Genomic DNA, 24,259 nt, shown 5'->3' on the forward strand with positions numbered 1-24,259 from the left:
CCTAATCTACTTTAAAAATTTTATAATAAAGCTCTGTCTCCGTTTTCACCGAACAATAATTTCTCCAAAATATCCTCTGCATCTTTTCATTTGAAGTATGTGTACTTCCGATGTAATAAGTAGCCCCCATTTCCTTTAACATATGCAACGATTGAAAATGCATATGAGAAGCAATTCCTTTCCCACGATAATAAGGCATTACTCCAAAGTAAAATAATCGTCCTTCACTTTCTGATCCAGTTTCTATATGCGGTATGGACATACCAATTGGCTCAGTTTTATCATAAAAAACAATACATGACTTTTCCCAACCCTTACCTAACTCTGTTTGCACTGAATAAAAATGTTCATCGATAGTTAAAATTGAAGTTTGATTCCCTGAACCCGATATACATTGTTCCCAAATATATTTAAATTCTTTTTCCGATAACGTTCCTTCTGCTATTGATCGATATGTATATTGTCTTTCAAGCTCTTCTACATTGTTCAATTCTCTACATACTTCTATCTTTGCGGCATACAAAGAAAAACCGGCATCAAGTAACACTTTCACACTTGAGTTATAACTACGAAACCTTTTGTTTAATACAATACTTGCTCTTTTTAACTCCCAATTAAAACAAACCTCTTCAAATCTACTTATCTTTTCTTTATATGTTTGTACGTTATACAAAACATCTTCTTCTATTTCTTCAATCGTTACTGCCTTTGGTAAGCCATTTAATATTTTTTTAGAAGGGCCAAATAAGTTTTTGATGACTGTAAGATCGTACTTCACCACTGCACCTCCAATCTACAATTTCTATCCGTAATAACCACTCTCATATACTCATCTCCTTATTTTTAAAATAAATAAGAAAATCCATCCACTTACCATTCTCTAATGAAAACGCCTCTCTCTTGCATTCAAATGAAAAACCTGCTCTTTCCGCAAGACGCACTGATAGCTCATTCTCAACACGTATATGTAATTCGATTCTATGAAAATCAAGGCCATTAAAAAATAACGATAAGGCAGCTTTCACACTTTCAACACCATATCCATTTCTCCAATATTGATTATGAATAGAGTAGCCCATCATTGCCCATTGATAGTCCATACGTAAAATTTTTATTAGCTCTAGCTTTCCAATATTAGCCCCATCTTCTTTACGAAAAATACCTAATACATACATCTCATCTCGATGCACTGCTTCATCAAAACCCCTTATCCATTCCGTGAACCATTCTTTTGTTGATGATGCCATAACTTGATAGCCATCATCATATTTATACTGCGATGGCAGTCTCTTATTAAATCCATCTAACCAACTTTCGTAATCATCTTTTTGAAATGGACGGATCATAAGTTTCTCTGTCTCTACTTGTAATAGCGGCAGCTTCATTTACATCTCTTCCTCCAGTAATTGATTGAATATTCTTTGTTATCTTACACGAAATACAAAATCTAGTAACAAACCTTATGCCCATCAACTTAAGAAATCGGTAGTTCCCCAATACGAAAAAAATAAGTCGAATTCTATAATTAACTGTACAAGGGGAAATTTTTCATTTTGAGGTAATTCCAAATCCTTGGCTTGATAACGATGTGACGGTCGCCCTCCTTAGGAGAATTACTTGGATTCACTAAAGAAGAAATTATACAAAAACGTCATTTTAAATAATCAAGTCAGATTATCTATTTCTAACTTGATTATTTAAAATATAAACCTTTGCCCACTGGCTGAACAGTTTCAAGCACAGTGTCAACCATTTCTTCATTAATCAAGGTTCTTATAATCCAAGCTGAGAGATCTTGAGCAGCAAAACAACCTGCGGCAGTCGAGATATTCCCTTCATTTACGAAGCTTTGTTCAATAACGTCTACATCAAATTCTTTAAGTTGTTCTACTACAGATGGATATGTAGTTGCTTTTTTGCCAGTTAACAATTTTTTAGCTCCTAGTAGTAGTGAACCAGAGCACATAGAGCCTATTAATTGTCTTTGAAGATCTACATGAATGCTATTAAGATATTCTTGATTTTGATATAAACCTTGGACCCCCTTGCCACTTGCAAATATTACTGCGTCAGCGGAAGGTATATCAGATATGCTTCCTGTCATGGGGATACGTAAGCCAGACATGGATATATGAGTTTTTTCCGTTCCTAATAGCTGGACAGTCCAATCAGAAATACCGCCAACTAAACGTACACGATTTAATAAATCCCATGGTAAAAAAACATCTATATCAGTAAAGTTATCGAAACAGACTATCGCAATTTTCATTCTCTAGCTCCCTAATTATTGAAATATTAAAAACATTTTAATTATAACAATTTCAAGTGGAGGTAGCGAGGTTTAAATTGCCTAATAACCGAATATCGTTCGAGCGTTACCAAGCTAAAAAATTGCATCAAAAAAACAAAAACGTTTATACTCTCCACTAACAGAAACATTAACAAAAACCCAGTCATGCTTTATACATAACTGGGTTCTCCATCGTTTCATAATTTTCTATTTCACAAGAACTACATCTCGTAATTCCCTCTTCAACACTTTTCCTAAAGCGTTTTTCGGTAACTCATCTATGAATACCACTTCTGGTATTTTGTAACTGGCTAATTTCTGCTTACAATACTGAGTAATACTTTCTTCTGTTAATATTGTTTCGCTATCCTTCACAATGAAAGCTCTTGGAACCTCTCCCCAAAAGTCATCTAGAACTCCAACTACTGCAACTTCTAAAACACCATGTATTTCATGAATAACATCTTCTACTTGATCTGGATATACATTGTCACCACCGCGTATAATCACGTCTTTATATCTTCCCATAATATGCAGGAATCCATCGTCATCTATCATGCCAGCATCACCCATGTTAAACCAGTTATCTTTTACTACCTTCTTTGTCGCCTTTTCATTATTCCAATACCCTTTAAACATGTATGGACTTTTCACATGAATCTCTCCAACTTCATTTGTTGTTAGTTCATGTCCTGTTTCCGGATGAACAATTTTCACCTCTACATTTTTCAAGGTTTTTCCTACAGAAGACATCTTTTCTTTTCCCATCATTGGATGCCATGAGGTTACAACCCAACCTTCTGTACTACCATAGCCTTGCACCATATATATTCCTTTTTCCATATATTTTTGAATGAGTGTTTCTGGCACTTTTGTACCACCGCTTTGTGCTACTTTAAAGGTTGAAATATTACGTTCTTTTTTATTTAATTCATCAAGCATGTAACTATAAACAGCTGGGAACGCAAGCATCGTAGTAATTTTCTCTTCTTCAATCTTATCCCAAATAAGAGTAGGGTTCGAATCAGCTAAGAAAATCATTGTAACGCCATGATAAATACAATTTAAAATAGAAAGCACGCCACTCATATGGAACAATGGATGCACAGATAAAAAGCGTTCACCTGCTGGGATTTCTCTTTGTCCCGCAATTTCAGCAAAATAATGATGTAAGTTTTTATGTCCAATTACACATGCTTTCGCCTGTCCAGTCGTTCCTGAAGTAAATAAGTAAATGGCATCGTCTTCTTCATGAACTTCTACGTTCAGTTCTGTCGTTGGCTGTTTTTGCAACTCTAATTCAAATGAACCAAAGCCTTCTTTTGTCGTTTGAATTACATAAGGGATTTCTTTAACAGCATCAACCTTTAATAATACTTCACTAAACTCTTCATCAATAACTAACACTTTTAATTTCGCTTCTTTTACAATCGTTTCTAATTCATAAACAGTAAGCTGATGATTTAGCGGAATAAATACCGCTCCAATTTTTAAACTTGCCATCATAACGCTTGGAAATGGGTGATTATTTTTGCATAGTATTCCTATACGATCTCCTCTTTGCACACCCTTATGTAACAAATATTGTGCAAGCTGATTTACTCGTTCATTATATTGCTGAAACGAATATCTATTCTTCCCCCCTACAAGCGCTTCCAAATTTGGTGACTGCATTGCTCTCTTTTGTAATAATTGTCGCATCGTTCTCAAGTAAAACTCCCCTTTATATATGTTAGGTTTTTTATTTTACCAGATTAACTATTAATTTACTAAAGATTACACTTAGTGAATATAAGAAGAATATAAAATAGCCATTTACTTCACAAGTAAATGGCTATTTTTCATTATATATTAGAATACTTCTTGTTCATCACATATTGCACATACTCAGGTGCACTTTTATCAATCTCTTCATCACTTAGTTTATATTCTGCACCATATAAATAAAAAGAAGGTATAAATTCCATACCTGTATATAAGCATGTAGCTTGGAATGGTTTCGTCAACTCATCCATTGTAATCCCACTATTTTCATAGTCTTTTTCTAATCCACCTATAGAAATAGCTACACCAAATTCTTTCCCCTTCACTTTATCTCCTTGTGATCCGTATGCAAATCCATATGTTAATACATCATCGAACCACTTTTTTAATAATGGTGGTGTGCTGTACCAGTAAAGCGGAAATTGAAATATATATCTGTCATGCTCTACTAATAACTTTTGCTCTTCTTCAATATTAAACTCCCAATCCGGTGCCACCTTATATAATTCATGCACCGTAATTTCATCTGAATGTTTCTCAAGTTCTTCTATCCATCTTTTATTAATTTTTGATTTTTCAATATGAGGGTGTGCTACAATTACAAGTGTTCTCATCATTTTCCAGCCCCTTTATAAATTAATCAATCCTTTACGTATTAGTATGAATGAGTTACATATAATTGAAAAGTACGTACTTTCAGGTACTATAGGAACCTTGAAGTACCTTTGGAGGTGTTATATGAATCAAAATGATAATTGTCCAATTGCAACAACACTCGATGTAATCGGTGGAAAATGGAAAGTTCATATTTTATGTATTTTGTCGGATGGAAAAATGCGAACAAATGAAATTAAACGAGAAATCCCAAACATTACACAAAAGGTTCTTACACAACAACTTCGGCAACTTGAAGCTGACGGGATTATCTATCGTACCGTATATCAAGAAGTACCACCAAAGGTTGAGTACACACTAAGTGAATACGGAAAATCTTTAATGCAAATAATGAATAATCTGTTTGAATGGGGAAAAGATCATCAGATTAAAAGATTACATGACTAAAAAAGCACTATATACTTTGTTTAATCCTCTACGTTCATATTTTTTATTTTTATAAAGTTTATTTTCATCATTTTTTAGCTAACTTGTTTTCTTAGATTGATGGACGTGACCCCACATCCATCAATCTAAAAAGATACAATTAGAAAAATGAGATTTCTATAAAGTTTCGCATATAAACACTACTTCCGCCTCATTAAACGCTCGCTCTACTTTTTCTAATCTCAATTGTACGTAAGCTATAAAGAAGCACCCCTAAACCAAGAATTTTTTCATTATTAGACGCATTAGAACCTAAGGTAATAGTAGGTACATTTAAGCCCATAAACCTTTCACTCCATTCTATAGGCATATATCCCTGCTTACCAATTGCTAATGTACGTCCATCTATTGTACGGAGAGTACTTTGAATAAAATCAAACTCAACTTCTACATCTGACAATTTTGTGGCTTTATCTGTCATCAAAGTACCACGTATCATAGTAAATCCTTGTATCATTTTTTCTTTAAACATACCAATTTGGTTATAATTCGAGTCATAAATTACCCAATCATATCCGTCCACTTCAGTATGAAAATAAGCTAGAATTTCCCCGCTACTCGTTTCTAATCCATAAACATCTTTATTATGTAAAAAAGGTATTACTGAAAAAAGAATATTTGATGAAACCATCTTTGTTCCTGCTATATACTTACCATCAGGATGATATAAACCAAATTGCTTGTTTCGTTTAGGTAATTCTAATACAACTAAAGTATCAACATCCCAAAATGTTGCATTACTTTTTATCATATTCTTTTGTATCAACTTTCCTTTTCTTAACTGCCAAAATCCGATTCCAAAAAAGATAGAAGCAGCGATAACAAAAAAGATAAACTGCCCCCAATTAATATGTCCCCAATCTTCATATACAGCGCATAAAGCAAGAATAAAAATACCCGTTCCAATTAACAGTTTCATCTTTCCTTTTCGCTTATAGTAATCAAATAATTCCATTTCTATATCCCCCCCCTTATTTCTGTTCCCCAGCTATTAATATATCAAAAACATAGAATACCCTCTATTCAAAAATATAAGTTCTTCCACTGTCCAGTTCATTGGAACAAAGTGATAGTCGGCCTTTTGAGCTCAAACTCCTGAGAAAGAATAAAAGCGAAATCAATATTTTTGTATTTTAGAGATAATACCCTATCACCATCAAGCTAATAAAAAGATACTCCTTAAAAGTAAAAAACGCTATTCTCTCTGTAAAATCATAGAAAAGAATAGCGTTTTTTATTTTGAAATAGAAGTCATTATTTAAACTAAACATGCTAATATCGCTTTTGTACGATTGTCCGTTACCTCATAATAAATTTCTAATCCTTTTCGAGTACCTGTTACGATTTTAGCAGCCTTTAGTTTGGATAAATGTTGACTAATTGTACTTTGGGGCATTTGTAAATTCCCATACATTGTTGTTACATTCGTAGCGCCTTTTGCAAGCATTATTTTTACTAAGGATAAACGGACAGGATGTGCCAATACCTTTAATACTTCAGCGATTTCTACATACATTTCTTTTTTTTCTTTCATGTTTCTTTCTCCCCTTTTATATAAATATTAATGATATCCATATATATAATTCGAAAGCATATACGTTTTTGTGTCCGTCATTTTAAAAAAATATAAAAAAACCTTACCCCGAAAACAAAGGAGTGCCTTAACATAACGTTTCACTATCAGTAATGAATAGAAATTTCGTTATGGAAGCAGAAGGTTTTATGTTACTACTCTATATTCAACTAGCTAAAATCAATGAAAAAGAGAGCAGATAATCTGCTCTCTTATGATGCCTCCTTATGTTCCGTGGAATGTTTAACACTCCCCATTCTCTTTAGTTTATTCCACCCTACTGCTACTCCTCGAATCGATGAGAATATAGATTTAATGGCAACATACGTCATAAATTGACGATAAATAAAGCGTTGTAAAATTAACCATGCTAATGGTTTTGGATTCTCTTTCTCTAATTTAAATGCAAATAGTGAAGCGAGAAGATCTATGACAAAGAATACAAGATAAAATCCTAATACTTTTAGCGGATTGCTACCAAAAAGCCCCATAATCATTAATATATCTGCTAAAGGTGCAATAAATTGCAGAACATATTGGAATAACCACATATTGGGCAATGCAATAAATCCTAATGCTTTATGTTTGGAATGAAACAGCGCTTTTCGATGTTTCCAAAGACATTGGAGTGTACCGTATGACCAACGATATCGTTGTTTAATGAGACTTTTCACATCTTCAGGTGACTCCGTAAAAGCATATGCTTTTTCTTCATATACAATTCTATGTCCTTGACGTAAAAATGTAATAGTAAGATCCGTATCTTCTGCCAATGTGTCTTCGCTTAAATAACCAGATTCAACTACATTCTTTTTACGCCATGCTCCAATCGCTCCAGGAACAACTGTAATACAATTTAACTCATCAAAAGCTCTACGTTCTAAGTTAAATCCTGTAATATACTCAACATGTTGCCAAGTAGTCAATAAATTCCGTCTATTCCCAACTTTAACATTCCCTGAAACTGCCGCTACATTATGATCTTCAAAGTGTCTAATCATTAAAGAAATAGCATCTTGTGCAATAATAGTATCCGCATCTAACGTAACAATGATTTCTCCTCGTGATTGCTGAAACCCTAAATTCATTGCCGATGATTTTCCGCCGTTTTCTTTCTGAATTAAACGAACTTTAGAATGCTTATAAAATGTTTCTTCCATTACTTTTGACGTACCATCTGTCGATCCGTCATCCACAACAATAACTTCAAATTCTCTATAATTACTATCCAAAATTGAGTGAATCGTCTTGGCTATCACCTTTTCTTCATTATATGCTGCTATGACAACACTAACAAAAGGTTGATAGGACGAATTAATATAGCGAGATAACATTTTTCTTTTCTGCTTCCATGCAAAATAAATTAAGAATAAAAATCGAAAAATCCCTAATCCAATAGCAATATAAAAAATAGTAGTTAATATATGCTTAAAATATCCAGCTCCTGAAAAGACAGCTTTATTGTAAAGTAAATATTGCTTCCCCTCAGAAGAAACAGGAGGCATAATTTCATCTCGTTCTTTATTCATTAAATCTGAAATTGTTACAAAACTATATCCATGCTTTTTTAGGTCTTTAATAATGATCGGGAGCGCCTCTACTGTATGGGTACGATTCCCTCCCGCATCATGGAGAAGAATAATATTTCCCTCTCCCTTATAAATAGGATTAAGAGCACGTCTTACTAATTCATTTGTTGATGGTGTTGCCCAGTCTTCGGGATCAACTTTTTCCCCTACCATTGTATAGTTCATATTTTGTGCACGTAAAATAGGCAATATTTCATTTGATGAATCCGGGTTAGCATCCGCTTCATATGGTGGTCTAAATAAAACCGTAGAATGTCCAGTTACTTCCTGAATTAAACGTTGCGTCGTATTAAGTTCTACTTTCGTTCGTAATAAAGACGTATCAGCTATGTTAGGATGCTTGAAAGTATGATTGCCAATTTCATGCCCCTCATCGTATATTCTTTTTACAATACTAGTATTTAGTTGCGCGTTTTCACCAAGTACAAAAAAAGCAGCATTTATTTTATTCTCTTTTAATATATCTAATATTTCTGGCGTATATTTCGGGTCTGGTCCATCATCAAATGTTAGTACTACTTGTTTTCCATTTGGTTTTCCATATCGTTGCACTTCATATGCAGATGGTAAGGATTGATATACTTCATCAGTAATATAACCATCTTTGCCTACTTTAAAATCTCTCAATCCATTTTTTCTTTCATTCTCAATCTGTAAAATTTCACCTTGTCCAGAATAATTTACTTCATCTAAACTATTGATTTTATGTAATACATTAGGATTTTTTTGTACCTCAATAGGATTTTTTAAAACTTTCCATATTGTAGGATCTTCTGCTCCTAGTCTCCATAATGCAAACCCCTTTGCATTGTTATCCATTGCGATTTTCACTTGATTATAGAGAGTAACACCGTCTAAGAACCAAGCAGTATGTTCTTTCTCTCCTGTTTTATATCTAAAATATGGGTTTCCACTCATCTTATCCCATTGTATTTTCACATTTGAATCATGAGCCATTGCCATAACTTCTGAGAAAGTTAAAGACTTCGCAGCTACTTTACTATTTACTTCCCAATCATATCCATAGTTACCGAAAGCAACTACAAGCTTATTAGACGGAATATTCAGTTCTTTCAATGTATGTTGGAACCATTTATTTGAAGCAATTGGTCCTGGTTCCCCAGCTCCATAGTGCTCATCGTACATCATTACAATCATTCGATCTATTATTTTTGCTAACGCACTATAATCAAAAGCCTTATCATTAGCTGGAACATCTTGTGTAACGAGTAAATCATGTTCATGAAATTCCGTAGTAAGTTCTTTCATAAAATTTGTTAAGTTTTCTCTATCACTTTCAGGTACAGCCTCAAAGTCAATATTAATACCTGAAAACTGATTCTTTTTAACTTGGCTTACTAAATCATTAATAAACTTTGTCTTTACATCGTTTGAAGAATTCAGTAACTTATGAATTAGCCCACTATCAGGACCAGAAGCTTCCTCAGTATAGTTAGTAAGCAAAGGCATAATCTTCACTTGATTTTTTTCTGCCAACTTTACTATCTCAGGTTTTATCTCACTTCTAATCGTTAAATCTGCTTTTAAATGATACCACTCTGGTACTAACGTAGTTAATGAATCGATATTTTCTTTTAAAGAAGCGGTACTATTTTCATCCCAGTTTACATAAAAACCATACACTTCTTTAGGTTGTTTACTATCCTTCGGCGAATTCACCAAATTTTTATTATCCTTCGTTTCGGTATTTAGTTTAAATTCTTCCTTCTTTAACTGCTGATCACTAAGTTTTTGATTAATTGGTACAAGTTTAGTATCTTGTTGTACAGCGGTATTCATATTTGGAATTTCTGGTGTTGAAAAAATACTTTGAAAGAAAAAATAAAATACAACACTTACACTAACTATTGAGATACATAGAAACCAAATAAAGGCTATGTTTCTCCTTCCTTTCGGATCATAAAAAACAGGTTTTTCTTTATCTTTCTCTTGTTGAATGTTTTTCTCCATTATATTTTTCACATACTCCTTCTTAATAGAACTATAGAATAATAAAGTGCAACTTTAATCAGCCCTCACCAATTGGGCATTTACAAGCAGCTCAACTCCCACCTAACTTCTTTTCCCAAGCCAAATTTTGAGATGGGAGTTTTACTGCCCACAATAGCGAGATACATCCTTTTAGCTTTGAAATGAATCTCTCACTTCCAGATTCTATTGATTCTTCTTTTCATTCCCTTGCTGGTGGCCTCTATTTTCTTGTTGAGACCCCCTACCGTTGTTCCCTTGCTCGTTTCCATCATTTTCTTTCTGGGATCCTCTTCCATTGTTCCCTTGCTCGTTTCCGTTATTTCCCTGTTGAGATCCTCTTCCGTTGTTCCCTTGCTGATTCCCATTATTTCCTTGTTGAGGATCTCTTCCATTGTTCCCTTGCCCATTTCCATTATTCCCTTGTTGAGGCCCTCTTCCATTGTTCCCTTGCTCGTTTCCGTTATTTCCCTGTTGAGATCCTCTTCCGTTGTTCCCTTGCCCATTTCCATTATTCCCTTGTTGTGATCCTCTTCCGTTGTTCCCTTGCTGATTCCCATTATTTCCTTGTTGTGATTCTCTACTGTTATTCTCCTGTTGATTCCCTCTATTTTCTTGCTGTGATCCTCTTCCATTGTTTTCTTTTATTTGCTTCGATGGCTGTTCCTCTGTTTTCTTTTGTTCTTTCTGCTCTTGCTTTTCATATTTTTTTTCGTCTACAGGAGATAAATCCATTGATGCATCAGGAGATGACTCCGGCTGTGATTGCACCTCTTCTTCATTTTCCACCGGATTAGGCGGCGTGGCAGGAGGAGTAAGCGATTTGTTTTTCTCATTCTCTTGCTTTATATAGACACCTGTACCAATTCCAGCTTTTCTAGCATTCTCTCGTACTTGCATCGTGCTACTTTGATATTCAACTGTAATATGTTTTAACTCATATTCTTTCTTCAATTCTTTCATTGCCTTTTCTAACTGTGGTTCTAGCGCCTTGTCCTTTGCAACAGCTGTTAGCATAACTTGCTTATCATTCGTTAAATACTTATCCTCTTGGCTTTGCTGTATAATAGTACGTACTACTTCTTGCAATTGTTTATTTTCCCATTGCTTCAATTCTTTTAAAATACGCCTTCCATCATCATTACAAGCCTGCAAATCTATAACACGGAAATCCTTCGTTACGCTCACCTCTAAACTTGGATTTATATCAACTGAGACGTAAGCAAATACTTTTTCTTCTGGTTGGTTGTAGAAAAACAGCACTGCAAATAGAAAACAAGCAACAAGTATTGATGCAGGTTTTAAAAAGGAAGGGATCGAAAAATGCGATGCTTTTTGTTCTTGCTCATCAAATGAGATTTCCTCCCCGATTATGCAAGAATCCCCTTTTCTTTTACATGTAATAAACTCTCCATTTGGTGTTAAAACAACTACGCTATGCTTTTTTATATCCATCACAATTCCTTTATTCATCATGCTTTTCCCCTCTTATGTAATCCAGAATATATGTATAGTTGTTTGCAAAAATAATACACATTGCAATAATGTATTTTCTATGTCGTTCCAACGTTTTACGACTCACCCTAACACGCGGTTCAATATGTTTAAGCGGTAACTTTTTCTTTCGGAACAGCTCTTCCATCATTTCCTCTTCTTTTATAATAATTTTCACAATTTCTATTAAGTGCTCACGCGTATCACGATGCTTAGGAGATTCTTTAGCAAGCTCTGAGAATGTGATTTTAAACTCAGCTAGCACACTTTGAAAATGAAGAATTTCCTCCTTACGGTTACTATTTTCCATCTCTTTCATATACTCCGTAAGCGACACTTGCATTTCTAACATTTCCTCTTGCTCATCTTCTTTTAAAAAGACAAAGTTATGTTTAGACTCCTTACGTATATAGTCAATTACATCTCTTTTTATAAGAAGATCAGCAAACGCTAAAAAGGATTTTCCTTTTGTATATGAATACTGTTCAATTGCTTCGTTAAACGCAAACAATCCAATGCTATATTCATCATCCTGTTCTGTAATATATCGGCGGCAGACAGATGAGATTGATTTTCTAATAAAAGGCTGATACTGTACGATAAATGCTTCTTTATCTTCTTCGTTGTTTTGTATGTTACATACGATATCTTCTATTTTCGGTTTTCTTAAGATCTTCATTACTAAACTCAACACTTGTAATCTCCCAGCCTCCTTCAAATAGCAAAATGGCCACTACAAAAGTGACCATTTAACCAGATTTTCTTGGTACTTTTCTTCGGTCTTGTTTTCTTGCTGTTAGTTATATTTTTCGAGTCTAACTTTTTCCAACGTTTTCTTAATGATTTTCCTTTTCTCTCGGCACTAAAGTTAAGTTTGTATTTTTATCTACTTTCTTATTTTCTACCGTTCGTTTTGCTTATTCTTTTTCTATTTTATCTGCAATCCTTGAATAACTCTCCTCTATGCCATTGGTAATTTCATCCTTTTATTTTGGATACCCACTTAATCTAGTAATTTTATTAATGCTTCTATATTCTTTCCTAGTCATTTTTCTTCTATATTATTTTCTTCACTATACATATTCGGAGGAATACATAGTTTTATGGGGGTCAAAAAATACTTTTATAAAAAAATACATATTTATTTATAAAATAAAAACCATCAATTTGAAAAAGGATAAGCAAATTGATGGTTTTCTTATAATATCTATTAAATTAAGTTGGATTCTCATTATATCTAAAAAAGTACTAGCTATCCTCTGCCGATTTTCTCCATTTTTATCTTTCTTGGTTATCATAATATGTCTTATCTGCGTATTTTCTATCATTTCCTTTTAAATAAGCTAAAATTACTTTTGGATTTTTAAGTAAAGTCCAGTCTCCATATGTATCAAATCTTCTGCATGAAGTTTTCATTCCATTTTTAATAGTACCGAATTTCTTATTATTTTTCTTTCCCCATTCTTTTAAACGTTTAGCGAAATCTGCATCTTCTGCCATAAGCATGTTTTCATTAAATCCGTTGATTGCCATAAAATCTTTTCTATAGCACCAAAAAATCCCTACAGATATAGCTCCGTACTTAAAAAGTAAAGGGATTATGATTAACATTGCGGAGAGAAATATTCCTAAAGATATTCTTTCAAACTTCCCATTCACCCCACCACCAATGTATGTACCTGAAGCTAAATATTTATCTACATTAGACAACGTAGACTCTGTCATTATGGTATCAGCGTCTATAGTAACGATTATTTCTCCACTAGCTATTTTAGCCCCTGCATTTCGAATTTTAGATAAGTTTTTATCGTTATTTTTCAATGTAATACAATTATAAGATTTTGCTATTTCCTCTGTTTTATCTGTACAACGATTTAAAACAACTATAACTTCCGTTTGCTCTTTATATGCCTCTGATGCCTTTGCAATTGAATCTAAACATTTTCTAATGTACTTTTCTTCATTATGCGCAGGAATTATAATGGAAAACTTCACATCTTTTTTCAAATTGACTCCTGAAAATTCGTTTGTCTCAGTCATAATATTCCCCCCTTATTTTATAAGGTAAATATCTGCTATACATAACTTATATTAATATTTATTAGGTTATATTATAGAAACTGCAGATAAAGAGGCTCTTACTGTCGACGTTCAAAAGCAAGACGTACAGCAAGCCCCGTTAAAACACTTGCCATAAGCCAACGCTGTACTCGTAGCCATGTTGGGCGTGTGCCAAACCATTTTGCAATTTTACTTGCTGTACATACAATTACAAGGTTAACTATAAAGCTAACAGTGATTTGCGTAAGCCCCAAAACTGCACCTTGAAAAAGCAACGATCCCTTCTCTGGATCTTCAAATTGAGGTAGAAGTGATACATATAAAATAGCAATCTTTGGATTCAGAAGATTCGTCATGAGTCCCATCAGAAATAATTTCCTTGGTGGCTCATTAGAAATCATACGAGGTTCCATAATAGATGTAGCACCCGGTTTTATCGAATTCCAGGCGAGCCAGAGCAAGTAAGCAGCACCTGCCCACTTTACTGCTTCATATACAGCGGGAACAGCAACGAATAGAACTGTAAGTCCAAACATAGTTGCGATTATATAGATTACAAATCCGAGCATGATGCCCAATAAAGAAATAAATCCCGCCATACGTCCCTGCGTAATGGAACGGGAAATGAGGTAAATCATATTAGGCCCAGGTGAACAAACCATACTAAGCGAAACAATTGCAAAAGCTACCAAGGTACTCAAGCTGACCATAAACCTTCCCCCTTTATGTTACATAAAATTTCCTATTGTACATTTTATCATGATTGAGGAGAGAAAAGATTCATACTTCTCGCTCCCTTAAGTAAAACTTTAAAATCTCCTTGAATAAGTCTATTTTTTTAAATGAAATATCAACGGCATTTTATGTCTAATTCGTATAGGTGTTAGCAAGTTCGTTTGCAAACTTGTTAGCACTTTTTATTTGATTGAATACCAATGGTTATTTACTACACCGTTTAGCTCATCCGCTAATGCATCCAATCTTCCCCCTTCCCCTTTACCAAGTTCTTTCAAATAATTTTCATGGTAATTTCTTTAAATCATTTTATTACATCCTATTCTTGTAAATCTAATTATTTGAATGTAAAATTATAAATAAGTTTTAACATTTTGAATCGAGGTGAAAATCATGAGAAGTTTTGGCTCATTAATGATCTCTACTGTTTGTTCAGTACTTCTTATAATTTGGAATGTCTATTCCTTCTATAACGGATTCACAACAGGACGCACATACTACTGGATTAATGGCATCGCAGCTGTTATCTTCCTTTTATTCTTTTTCCTCAACATGCGTGATTTTAAAAAGAAAAACTACAGAGCCTCATGACAATAAGAGTTGATACATATGTGGAAAAGAATTAAGAATTATAGATTGAGCTTAAAAGATTTAAAGTTCATGTTACGGTTGTTCAGTATAACTTGTTTTATATACAGCTACAATTTCATTACAGGATTAGCTTTTGACCACAAATTCCAAGTCTATTATTTAGGTGGTGCTATAGCTACATACGCCGCATTTATAGATACTAAAAATAGGATTAAAAATAAAATTTATAAGACAGCGTAATTTAAAAGGAATCCTTTATGGTTTCCTTTTTTCTATGCAAAATAAAAAAGAAGCGGATTCGCTACTTTTACTTGTTCCAATCTTTAAAATCGGTATATTTACTATAAGCTGTTTCGGTTGCATTTCCTTGCCAACGATTCTTAGCGTTTTCTCTTTTATCTTTCACATTAAGTTCGCTTATATCTTCATTTTCGCTTAGCCATTCTGGATTATCATAGCGTATTTATTGTTGAACATCCCTGTTTTAACGTTTTGAATCGTTCGCCTAAAATTTATTATACAAAATAAAAATAGCTATTCTTGAAAAGTTTCACATTTTATTTTAAATTAAATGCAATGTAATAAAATACACCTCTCATACATCGCTGTTTTTTCGTTTATTGAGTCCGTTTGTTTTGTACAAAAAAAGCACCTAAATGGGCGCTTTTCACCGAATCATCTTTTTTTATATCTTTTTCTTCTGCTTCTTTTTACTTCCTTCATTTCTTCTTGCATAACTAGTTTTTCAAGGTATAAACGTACTAGCTTATAATCACTCTCTTTTCGCTGCTTTTCTTTCTCTTCTTTTTCTCTCTGCTCTCTTCTCTTTTCCTGCTTTTCCTGCTCTTCCTGTTCTTTCTCTTTCTGCTCTCTTCTCTTTTCTTCTTGCTCTTTTTTCTGTTCTTTCTCTTCAATACATATGTCAACCAGTTTACTAAAGAAAATAATCTTACTATGCTTCTTTTTACCAGGTCTCAATACGAAAAGAATAAAAGTTATGATTGTAAAAATCCAGAAACCTGTTACGGTAAATCCACTAATCTGCATAGAATTAGTGGATCCATTAATCATCTTTGCATTAACGAAAAATCCAGTTGCAAGTACAGAAAATAAAACCGTAACAGCTGGTAGAATCATTGAATCCATTTTAAGTGGATCATGGTACTCAGATAAACTTTCTATTCTTGCTTTCACATACTTTAAATCATTTTTTTCTAACTCCATTAATTTATCCTTATTAGATAAACTATCAGTATCATTAGAAAACTCCTTGGTATGTACATAACTATCCACGATAAATTCAACAAATTTCTTATCTTTTTTATAAAGCAGATTTTTTTTAAAACCCTCTTGGTCCTGTTGTGTAAATTTAGACACTAGCATTCACCCTCAATTTCGACATTTAAAATTAATCAAAAGTAATACTATCTTTTTATCTAAATTTTAAAGTAATATTCAAAAAATGAATAGCAAAATCTTCACTATTACACTATCCTTGTATCTAAAGTTAATGAGAAGTAACCTTTTTTATAAATTCCTTAATATCACTTATGAATCTAGTATAGAAAACACTAAACTCAATAAGAAACACAAAAGCCACGACACTCACGCACCGTGGCTAAATATTTAAATGTAATTGGTCTTTTAGTCCTTATTGCGGATTCTTACCGCCCATACCAGTTCTCCAGTAACATTTTGAAAAGCGGCTATGATCATTGATTATGAGCGCATAGATACGTTATCCCCACGTTATGCTCTTTTCAAAGAACGAGTAACTGTAGGAATATCGTATCATCGATTCCAATGTAAAAAGGCACCTGATTTAGTGCCCAAAATAGTGCCCTAAAGGGCGATACTGGGCCGCCTGGCATTATTTCACTGACATTTAACCAAAGTGATAATACTGCAACTAGCCCAACTACCCTCGTATTACCAGCTATTAGTGTAGGCGTTAATGAAATAGTAAAGTTAGAAGGGGTTTTCCGAACTAATTATACTTCTCTAATTCCTCTCACAGAATTTAGTGTATCTTCAATTCTTATTCTGAAAAGAGATGCCTTTATTATTACGGTTCAGTCAGAATCTCAAGATAATATTCAAAAACCAGCGAATGTTTCAACTAATTGAACACACAATGTTTCAGTAGTCTGGATAGATACCCCTCCCCCGGCACTTATATATACAATCTAAATCTGAATGCCTCGGGAATTGGTACATCAACTAACACTATTAATGAAAGTAATTTAACTGCTACAGTAATTAACATTTAAAGTTTAATTACAACGTTAATTTATTTTATCTTTTACGACTTTAAGTTGTACCCTTATGCTAGAAGAACTCCTAGCCTTTTTTGTTCACCCAACACAATCTTACAGTAATTCCCTTTTATCAGAATATAGTGTGTAGCTGACTATAAATATTATGTTCACAGAAAAAAGGCCAACAATACAAGATCGTTAGCCTCTACTTTCCATATTCGCACCTTTTATCACTTTACTTCCTAACAACCGGAATCCACATTTCACCAAATAATAAGCCATTTCTCTGCCCCATCTCAACCGTTGTATTCGGTCCACCAACATAGGCAAAATCCTTTGCTTCTGGTAAAGCTTGACCGAAGGCGATGCCAGTAAGCTTATTACTTAGCTCTTCAGCCGTCTTACCTTCACCTTTCACTACTACATATTCCCCCTTAGGAAACTGAATCACTCTAGATTCTTCTTCTATTTGTGCTTCTGTCATGACACCCGCATAATACATCATTTTGTTATTCACCGCTTCGCTCACGGAAAAAATGTATTCATTTGTAGCTAAAGCTTTTAAAGTGTCCAGCCTTCCATCTTCTTTAACAGCCGACCAAAAGTCTTCCTTTTCTTTATTTATTCCAGCAAAGTCTGTGTATTCACTCTTAATTTCAGTTCCAATACCTAACACGATAAAGCTATCTTTTTCTTCTATAGTATAATTTTTCATCTGCAAAACCTGCCTCTTTTTTATTAATCAAACGATTTATCTTTTCATCTGATACGTTTATAATACCTTTAAACCATGTCAAAAAATGATACTGTTTAGGAGACCAAAATGAAAAAAGTCGAACGGATTAATACAATTATGCGGTATATCAACAACCGCTCCCACTTTACAATTTCTGAAATCATACGAGAATTTAACATCTCACGATCGACAGCTATTAGAGACATTAGAGAAATTGAAGCTATGGGGATGCCACTTGTCGCTGAAGTTGGAAGGACCGGAGGATATTTTGTTATGCATAACTCTATCCTGCCCGTTGTTCGCTTTACTGATAATGAAGTGAAAGCTCTTTTTATTGCCTTTATGGCTACGAGGAATCAACAACTTCCCTATCTAAAAAGTCGTCAGTCATTAGCAGAAAAACTACTAGGACTCATTTCAGAAACCCAGCAAGATGACCTTGTTCTTTTAAATCAACTCTTGCTGTTTGAAGGGACTAACCCTCATAATCCCGATCTACTTGAGCTTTCTGACCTCCCCCATCCTATGTTAGAAAAACTCATCCAACTCCTTCTTTTGGATAACCATTTATTGATTACCATCAAAGAAGAAGAGGAAATCAAATCTTATCCAATTTATCTACTACACCTTTATCAAGAAAAAAGCCATTGGATCATTGAAGGGTTTGACTTAAAAGAAGAAAAGAAGATAATGTTTCCTGTCGATGACCTCACCAATATCGAACCATACACGACGAAAAAAAGGCTAAATAAGAAAAAGATTTTAGAAAAACTAAGTAAGAAGGACGAAATAATCAACTTGGTACTTGAACTTGGACCAAAAGCGATTGCCCAGTTCAAAAAATACCATCCTTTAAAAGGATCAATATCTTATACAAATCCTTACCAGTCTACAGCCATTTTAAAAACTTTTATCAATGTTAACAATCCCGATGAAGTGACGGAAATAACAAATTGGCTACTTTTCCTAGGGAAGGATATTAAAATCAGGGAAATACCCGATGAAGTATTAGCAGATTTACAAAAACGAGTGTGCTTATATATTCCATAAGCAGTGAGCCTCAAATATTAAGCTTTATCACTGGACAATCATCCTATTTTTAAATACCATTTCATTTACTACAATGAGAGCATGAAAAATAATAAAAGCACGGAAAATCTCCCGTGCTTTTCTAAACGTATATATTATTCCTGAAGGTTTCGTTTATCTCGTTTCTTACCCTAACTGACGTTTAAATGCTTTACTGGCGAAAATGTAAGAGATAACCATTATACCTACGCACCAAGCGAGCGCAATCCAAATGTCGTTGCCAACAGTTCCTTCATATAATAAAGCACGGATCGCATTCACGATTGAAGTTACAGGCTGATTCTCAGCAAATGCACGAATAATTTTTGGCATCGTTTCAGTAGGTACGAAGGCCGAACTAATAAATGGAAGAAAGACTAGCGGGTACGAGTAAGCAGTCGCCCCTTCCATAGACTTCGCTTTCAATCCTGGAATGATAGCTAGCCATGTTAGCGCCAGCGTAAACATCCCAAGTATCCCAGCTACCGCGAGCCAATCTAGAATATTAGCACTAGAACGGAAACCCATTAAGAGTGCAACAAGAATAACCACCACGATAGTAAGTACATTAGCAACTAGAGAGGTTAAAACGTGAGCCCACAATATCGATGAGCGCTTAATAGGCATCGTAATGAAACGTGCCATCAGCCCACTCTTTACATCCGAAAATAGTCGCACAGAAGTGTAAGCTACACCGGATGCGATAGCCATTAGCAAAATTCCCGGCAATAAATAATTAACGTAGTTTTCCGTTCCAGTTTTTATTGCGCCGCCAAACACGTAAACAAATAATAGCATCATCATAATCGGTGTAATCGCTACTGTAATAATTGTATCCGGACTGCGCATAATGTTACGCATTAAACGACCTAGTAATACACCTGTTTTACTTTTCATTTACATCCCCTCCTTTTTACCGATAATCGCAAGAAAGATTTCTTCCAATGTCGGTTGCTTTTCGATATACTCTACTTTTGCTGGCGGGAACATCTCTTTTAGTTCAGCAAGAGTACCTGTCGTAATAATTTTTCCGCCATGCAAAATAGCGATACGGTCTGCCAGTTGTTCTGCTTCTTCCAAGTACTGAGTCGTAAGCAATATCGTTGTGCCGCTACCAGCAAGTTCCTTGACTGTATCCCACACTTCGATTCGCGCTTCAGGATCAAGTCCAGTCGTTGGTTCGTCAAGAAAAATAACTGTTGGCGCCCCAAGCAAACTCATCGCAATATCAAGCCGGCGCTTCATCCCGCCTGAATACTGATCTGCCCTTTGGTTTGCCGCATCAGTCAGGCTAAATCTTGCAAGTAGATTGTCAGCAACTTGAGCGGGATTGGAAACACCACGTAACTTGGCGATCATTATCAAGTTTTCCCTCCCAGTCAGCATACCGTCTAAAGCTGCGAACTGCCCTGTCAAACTGATACTTTGACGAACATGATCTGGTTGACGCTGTACATCAAATCCGCAAATACTTACTTCACCGCTATCTTGCTTCATTAGTGTCGAAAGGACGTTGACCGTTGTCGTCTTTCCCGCTCCATTTGAGCCTAGCAGCGCGAAAATTTCTCCACGCTGCACCTCAAAATCTACCCCTTTTAAAACTTCCTTGTCTTTAAAGGATTTTTTCAAGCCTTTTACAGAAATCGCTGCATTACTCATACTTTTTTCCTCCCTATAAAGTGAAATTTTAATCAGTGGGGGTTTTGTTCATCCCCCACTGATTATTAGTTGAATCAATCGGGCTTTTACGGGCAGTTGATCCCCCACCTAACTTCTTTGCTTACGCTGAATTTTGAGGTGGGGGTCTTACTGCCCGTTAATGCGGGATAAAAATGTTTTGCGAAGATAATTTATTTACCTCTATCTATTTAGTATCACTGATATTCTGTATTACTTAGTACCGAGTTAAAAATATAACTGAATAGCTATGGTGGCAATTCATATGTGTAACCAGCTAATCAGTCGGTACTACTTATTCCATTTATTTTTTTCTCAATTTCTTCATAATACTTTCATTCAAATCTTCACGATACTTGGAGACGTAAGTTTTAGCGTTTGCCACTAGTTCGTCAGCAAAGGAAGCCACGTCATCCCCAGTAATGTCAAGCACTTGTCTTTCTTCCGCTGCACCCGCTTCGAACAAATCGATTAATTCATACTGTATGTGTAACATATCCATCCCGTTACCCGCTGAGAAATTCCACATGTAGTTTTGAATTTTCTTAAATACAAATTGGTAGTCCTCTGGCAGAGCCTCAACTCGTGCCATCATCATTTTGTACTCTTTTTTATCACCAATTAACTTTTTGAACATTTCTAACATCTTATTTTCCTCCTTTTTTATAAAACCGAACAAGAAATTCCCAAAGTATCGGCCAGAACATTTTATCTTATGAACCTATTTTGACTTCAAGACGTTAATTTTTGACGATACAAAATCCCATTTTTTCCAAAACAATTCAAGCTCCTGGCGGCCTTCTTCATTTAATGAATAAAACTTACGAGGCGGTCCCATATCTGATGGTTTCTTTTCAATATTTACAAGCTTTTTCTTCTCTAATCGTACGAGGATGGTATACACCGTACCTTCCACAACTTCTGTAAACCCAAGATCATTCAGGTGGCGGGTAATCTCATAGCCATACGTTTCACGGCGACTAATGATTTCCAGTACACACCCTTCCAGTGAACCTTTCAGCATTTCAGTTAAATTTTCCATGTCCTGATCCTCCTTTACCCCCTATTCTGTCTGACTTATATTCAGTATCACAGAGTACTAAGGCGAATTTTTTACTGAGTAGTTTTTTTGAATTCATACTATTCAGTATCACTTATTACATCTACATTGTATGACTAAGTAGAGATAGATGTCAACTGCTTTTCAAATTTTTTCTAAAATCCGCTATTACCTATTTTCTACTGAAAATATTTTGAGAAACAACACTACTCAGTATTGCTTATTACAAGTACATTGTATGACTAAGTAGCGATGAATGTCAACTCGATTTTTATATTTTTTCTAAAATCAACTATTACCTATTCGATACAGCCTATTTTCTTTTTTTATTTTGCCCCATACCTATCCCACTAAGAAAAGAAAATACCCCAAAACAAAAATTCTACATTTTTATTTTGGGGCGCTATACTATACCAAAGTTAATGAATATGGCTAGCTCTTCTTATTAATAAGACAGATCATTTTTTGCTACGATAACATCATAGCCATATCTTCTGCTGCATTTGTAATTAGTTTTAAACCAAATGTTTCTTGTAATACATCAAGCACGCCAGGTGAAATAAATTCAGGAGCCTTTGGACCGATGCGGATATCTTGAATTCCAAGACTAAATAGCCCGAGCAAAATGGCAACTGCTTTTTGTTCAAACCATGATAGGACAATACTTACTGGCAATTCGTTCACTTCACATTGAAAAGCATCTGCTAAAGCGGCCGCTATTTTCACTGTAGAAATGGAGTTGTTACATTGTCCTAAGTCAATGTAACGCGGAATTTCCGTGCCAGGTACAACACCGTAATCCACATCATTAAAGCGGAATTTCCCGCAAGAAGTTGTTAAAATAACTGTTTCTGGTGGAAGTGATGTTGCTAATTCACGATAGTATTCCCCACCTTTCCCTGGTGCATCACAACCGGCGATAACAAAGAAACGCTTTATTTTCCCTTCTTTTACTGCATCAATAATTTCTGGAGCTAATGATAATACTGTATTATGATGAAACCCTGTCACTAACTGTTCATCCGACTCCATATGTACTTCTGGAAGTTCTAGCGTTTTTTGAATTAATGGTGTAAAATCATCATTTTCAATTTTTTGTACACCTTCTAAACCTGCAATGTCATATGAAAAGAATCGATCAGAGTACGAGCCTTTAATTGGCATAACACAGTTCGTTGTAGCTAATATGGCACCAGTAAATTTTTCAAAAAGGCGTCTTTGATCATACCATGCCTTACCGATGTTTCCTTTTAAATGTTTATATTTTTTCAGCTGCGGGTATCCGTGTGCTGGTAGCATTTCAGAATGCGTATAAATATTAATGTCTTTTCCTTCTGTTTGCTTTAATAGTTCTTCTAATGCAAATAAATTATGGCCCGTAACTACAATTGCTTTACCTTCTACACGATTTTGTGTAATTTGTACAGGTTCTGGCACACCAAAATGATTCGTATGTGCCTCATCCAATAACTCCATCACCCGTAAAGCTGATTTCCCAACTTTCATAGCCATATCAATATGCTCTTGTTCGTTAAAATTAGAATTTGTTAATGTCATATATAAAGCTTCTTGTGTTGTAGCATCTACAAATGCATCCGTATACCCTAGCTGAGCAGCATGTGTGCGATAAGCTGCAATTCCTTTTAGCCCAAACACAATCGTATCTTGTAAACTCGCAATCGTTTCATTCTTGCCACAAACACCCATTACTTTACAACCGCCTGTTGGCGTTTGTTCACATTGATAACAAAACATATCATCCCACCCTCTCCCAATCATTCATTACACCTTAAGCATAATACCCATTGAAAAAAAGTGATGTGATATCAATCACAATAATATATAAAGATTTGTGACAGTTCATATTGTTGACATAATATTTTTATTGACATCCAAAAATATACATTAGTGTGCACACATCTTTCGATACTTTTAAATAACTAAATAATTAATTTGGAGAAATATATACAATGAAAAAATTTTTTTGAATCCCTTATACAAATAGTTGCAATTCATCACATATGAAAATAGACATAAAAATACGCTATTCTTTCTATCATTCAATAGAAAGAATAGCGTATTTTTTATTTTAAGGAACTATCATTTTTTTATTAAAGCCTTTATTGTAAACCTCTTTATTTACAATACATTTACACTATCTTAACATTACTTACATTATTTATATGATATATTTATATAGAAGCTACTTAAGAAATTTCATATACATTTTATCTTTATGATCTCTAATCTAATCAATAAAAAGATCATGTTAT

The 24,259-nt window shown here is 34.4% G+C and carries 23 protein-coding genes; 4 read left to right on the plus strand and 19 right to left on the minus strand.

Going from position 1 to position 24,259, the window contains the following annotated elements:
* Position 1 precedes the first annotated feature (1 nt).
* The 5 genes from ACS2MN_RS10430 to ACS2MN_RS10450 all read right to left on the minus strand — a co-directional run bounded on the left by ACS2MN_RS10430 (position 2) and on the right by ACS2MN_RS10450 (position 4,668).
* Positions 2-778 (minus strand): GNAT family N-acetyltransferase, encoded by a 777-nt coding sequence (locus ACS2MN_RS10430; protein WP_346994480.1) that lies wholly within the window; start codon positions 776-778, stop codon positions 2-4.
* Positions 779-821: 43 nt separating this feature from the next.
* A complete protein-coding gene (locus ACS2MN_RS10435) occupies positions 822-1,385 on the minus strand; it encodes a GNAT family N-acetyltransferase (RefSeq protein WP_200203179.1) in 564 nt (187 codons plus the stop codon).
* 308 nt (positions 1,386-1,693) lie between these two features.
* Positions 1,694-2,269: a DJ-1/PfpI family protein gene (locus ACS2MN_RS10440; RefSeq protein ID WP_000684450.1), complete on the minus strand. Its 576-nt coding sequence runs from the start codon at positions 2,267-2,269 to the stop codon at positions 1,694-1,696.
* Between the two features lie 228 nt (positions 2,270-2,497).
* Positions 2,498-4,000, minus strand: a complete 1,503-nt coding sequence (locus tag ACS2MN_RS10445; RefSeq protein ID WP_001259996.1) for a class I adenylate-forming enzyme family protein — start codon at positions 3,998-4,000, stop codon at positions 2,498-2,500.
* Between the two features lie 134 nt (positions 4,001-4,134).
* Positions 4,135-4,668, minus strand: coding sequence for an NAD(P)H-dependent oxidoreductase (locus ACS2MN_RS10450; protein ID WP_016123075.1), 534 nt, complete (start codon positions 4,666-4,668; stop codon positions 4,135-4,137).
* A gap of 124 nt (positions 4,669-4,792) precedes the next feature.
* Here ACS2MN_RS10450 and ACS2MN_RS10455 point away from each other — a divergent pair, with 124 nt between their 5' ends.
* On the plus strand, positions 4,793-5,116 hold the full coding sequence (locus ACS2MN_RS10455) for a winged helix-turn-helix transcriptional regulator (RefSeq protein WP_001072982.1): 324 nt from the start codon (positions 4,793-4,795) through the stop codon (positions 5,114-5,116).
* Positions 5,117-5,309: 193 nt separating this feature from the next.
* Here ACS2MN_RS10455 and ACS2MN_RS10460 read toward each other — a convergent pair whose 3' ends face one another.
* From ACS2MN_RS10460 to ACS2MN_RS10490, 7 genes are all read right to left on the minus strand, one after another.
* Positions 5,310-6,110 carry a hypothetical protein gene (locus ACS2MN_RS10460; RefSeq protein ID WP_000418471.1) on the minus strand — a complete coding sequence of 267 codons (801 nt, stop codon included), beginning with the start codon at positions 6,108-6,110 and terminating at the stop codon, positions 5,310-5,312.
* Between the two features lie 303 nt (positions 6,111-6,413).
* A complete protein-coding gene (locus ACS2MN_RS10465) occupies positions 6,414-6,689 on the minus strand; it encodes an ArsR/SmtB family transcription factor (protein WP_346994479.1) in 276 nt (91 codons plus the stop codon).
* Between the two features lie 251 nt (positions 6,690-6,940).
* Positions 6,941-10,288, minus strand: coding sequence for a glycosyltransferase (locus tag ACS2MN_RS10470; protein ID WP_438894694.1), 3,348 nt, complete (start codon positions 10,286-10,288; stop codon positions 6,941-6,943).
* Between the two features lie 204 nt (positions 10,289-10,492).
* Positions 10,493-11,782: an anti-sigma factor domain-containing protein gene (locus tag ACS2MN_RS10475; protein ID WP_087948715.1), complete on the minus strand. Its 1,290-nt coding sequence runs from the start codon at positions 11,780-11,782 to the stop codon at positions 10,493-10,495.
* Positions 11,772-12,494, minus strand: coding sequence for an RNA polymerase sigma factor SigI (gene sigI / locus ACS2MN_RS10480; protein WP_002082432.1), 723 nt, complete (start codon positions 12,492-12,494; stop codon positions 11,772-11,774). Before sigI ends, ACS2MN_RS10475 begins: the two co-directional genes overlap by 11 nt.
* Before the next feature lie 584 nt (positions 12,495-13,078).
* Entirely contained in the window at positions 13,079-13,840 is a 762-nt protein-coding gene (locus ACS2MN_RS10485) for a glycosyltransferase (protein ID WP_346994478.1), read from the minus strand.
* A gap of 98 nt (positions 13,841-13,938) precedes the next feature.
* On the minus strand, positions 13,939-14,571 hold the full coding sequence (locus tag ACS2MN_RS10490) for a LysE family translocator (protein WP_023522590.1): 633 nt from the start codon (positions 14,569-14,571) through the stop codon (positions 13,939-13,941).
* A 418-nt stretch (positions 14,572-14,989) separates the two neighbouring features.
* On the opposite strand from ACS2MN_RS10490, the gene ACS2MN_RS10495 reads away from it, so the two are divergent.
* Both ACS2MN_RS10495 and ACS2MN_RS10500 read left to right on the plus strand, forming a co-directional pair.
* Entirely contained in the window at positions 14,990-15,187 is a 198-nt protein-coding gene (locus tag ACS2MN_RS10495; RefSeq protein ID WP_002104975.1) for a hypothetical protein, read from the plus strand.
* 18 nt (positions 15,188-15,205) lie between these two features.
* Complete coding sequence (locus ACS2MN_RS10500; RefSeq protein WP_346994477.1) at positions 15,206-15,427, plus strand: hypothetical protein; 222 nt, start codon at positions 15,206-15,208, stop codon at positions 15,425-15,427.
* Positions 15,428-15,862: 435 nt separating this feature from the next.
* Here the strand turns inward: ACS2MN_RS10500 and ACS2MN_RS10505 are convergent, their stop codons facing one another.
* Both ACS2MN_RS10505 and ACS2MN_RS10510 read right to left on the minus strand, forming a co-directional pair.
* Positions 15,863-16,564, minus strand: coding sequence for a hypothetical protein (locus tag ACS2MN_RS10505; RefSeq protein ID WP_346994476.1), 702 nt, complete (start codon positions 16,562-16,564; stop codon positions 15,863-15,865).
* Positions 16,565-17,680: 1,116 nt separating this feature from the next.
* Positions 17,681-18,160: a GyrI-like domain-containing protein gene (locus tag ACS2MN_RS10510; protein ID WP_000801034.1), complete on the minus strand. Its 480-nt coding sequence runs from the start codon at positions 18,158-18,160 to the stop codon at positions 17,681-17,683.
* Between the two features lie 108 nt (positions 18,161-18,268).
* On the opposite strand from ACS2MN_RS10510, the gene ACS2MN_RS10515 reads away from it, so the two are divergent.
* Positions 18,269-19,231 carry a helix-turn-helix transcriptional regulator gene (locus ACS2MN_RS10515; RefSeq protein WP_000755054.1) on the plus strand — a complete coding sequence of 321 codons (963 nt, stop codon included), beginning with the start codon at positions 18,269-18,271 and terminating at the stop codon, positions 19,229-19,231.
* A gap of 165 nt (positions 19,232-19,396) precedes the next feature.
* On the opposite strand, the gene ACS2MN_RS10520 is transcribed toward ACS2MN_RS10515, so the two are convergent.
* The 5 genes from ACS2MN_RS10520 to hcp all read right to left on the minus strand — a co-directional run bounded on the left by ACS2MN_RS10520 (position 19,397) and on the right by hcp (position 23,741).
* Positions 19,397-20,146 carry an ABC transporter permease gene (locus ACS2MN_RS10520; RefSeq protein ID WP_200203185.1) on the minus strand — a complete coding sequence of 250 codons (750 nt, stop codon included), beginning with the start codon at positions 20,144-20,146 and terminating at the stop codon, positions 19,397-19,399.
* Positions 20,147-20,908 carry an ABC transporter ATP-binding protein gene (locus ACS2MN_RS10525; protein ID WP_346994475.1) on the minus strand — a complete coding sequence of 254 codons (762 nt, stop codon included), beginning with the start codon at positions 20,906-20,908 and terminating at the stop codon, positions 20,147-20,149. It abuts the gene before it with no gap.
* 322 nt (positions 20,909-21,230) lie between these two features.
* Positions 21,231-21,572 (minus strand): DUF1048 domain-containing protein, encoded by a 342-nt coding sequence (locus tag ACS2MN_RS10530; RefSeq protein WP_346994474.1) that lies wholly within the window; start codon positions 21,570-21,572, stop codon positions 21,231-21,233.
* A gap of 75 nt (positions 21,573-21,647) precedes the next feature.
* Positions 21,648-21,968 (minus strand): PadR family transcriptional regulator, encoded by a 321-nt coding sequence (locus ACS2MN_RS10535; RefSeq protein WP_000429488.1) that lies wholly within the window; start codon positions 21,966-21,968, stop codon positions 21,648-21,650.
* A 486-nt stretch (positions 21,969-22,454) separates the two neighbouring features.
* Positions 22,455-23,741 carry a hydroxylamine reductase gene (gene hcp, locus ACS2MN_RS10540; RefSeq protein ID WP_087948756.1) on the minus strand — a complete coding sequence of 429 codons (1,287 nt, stop codon included), beginning with the start codon at positions 23,739-23,741 and terminating at the stop codon, positions 22,455-22,457.
* Positions 23,742-24,259: the final 518 nt, after the last annotated feature.

The organism is Bacillus cereus group sp. BceL062 (genome assembly GCF_051780025.1).
In the GTDB taxonomy this organism is placed as follows: Bacteria; Bacillota; Bacilli; order Bacillales; family Bacillaceae_G; genus Bacillus_A; species Bacillus_A toyonensis.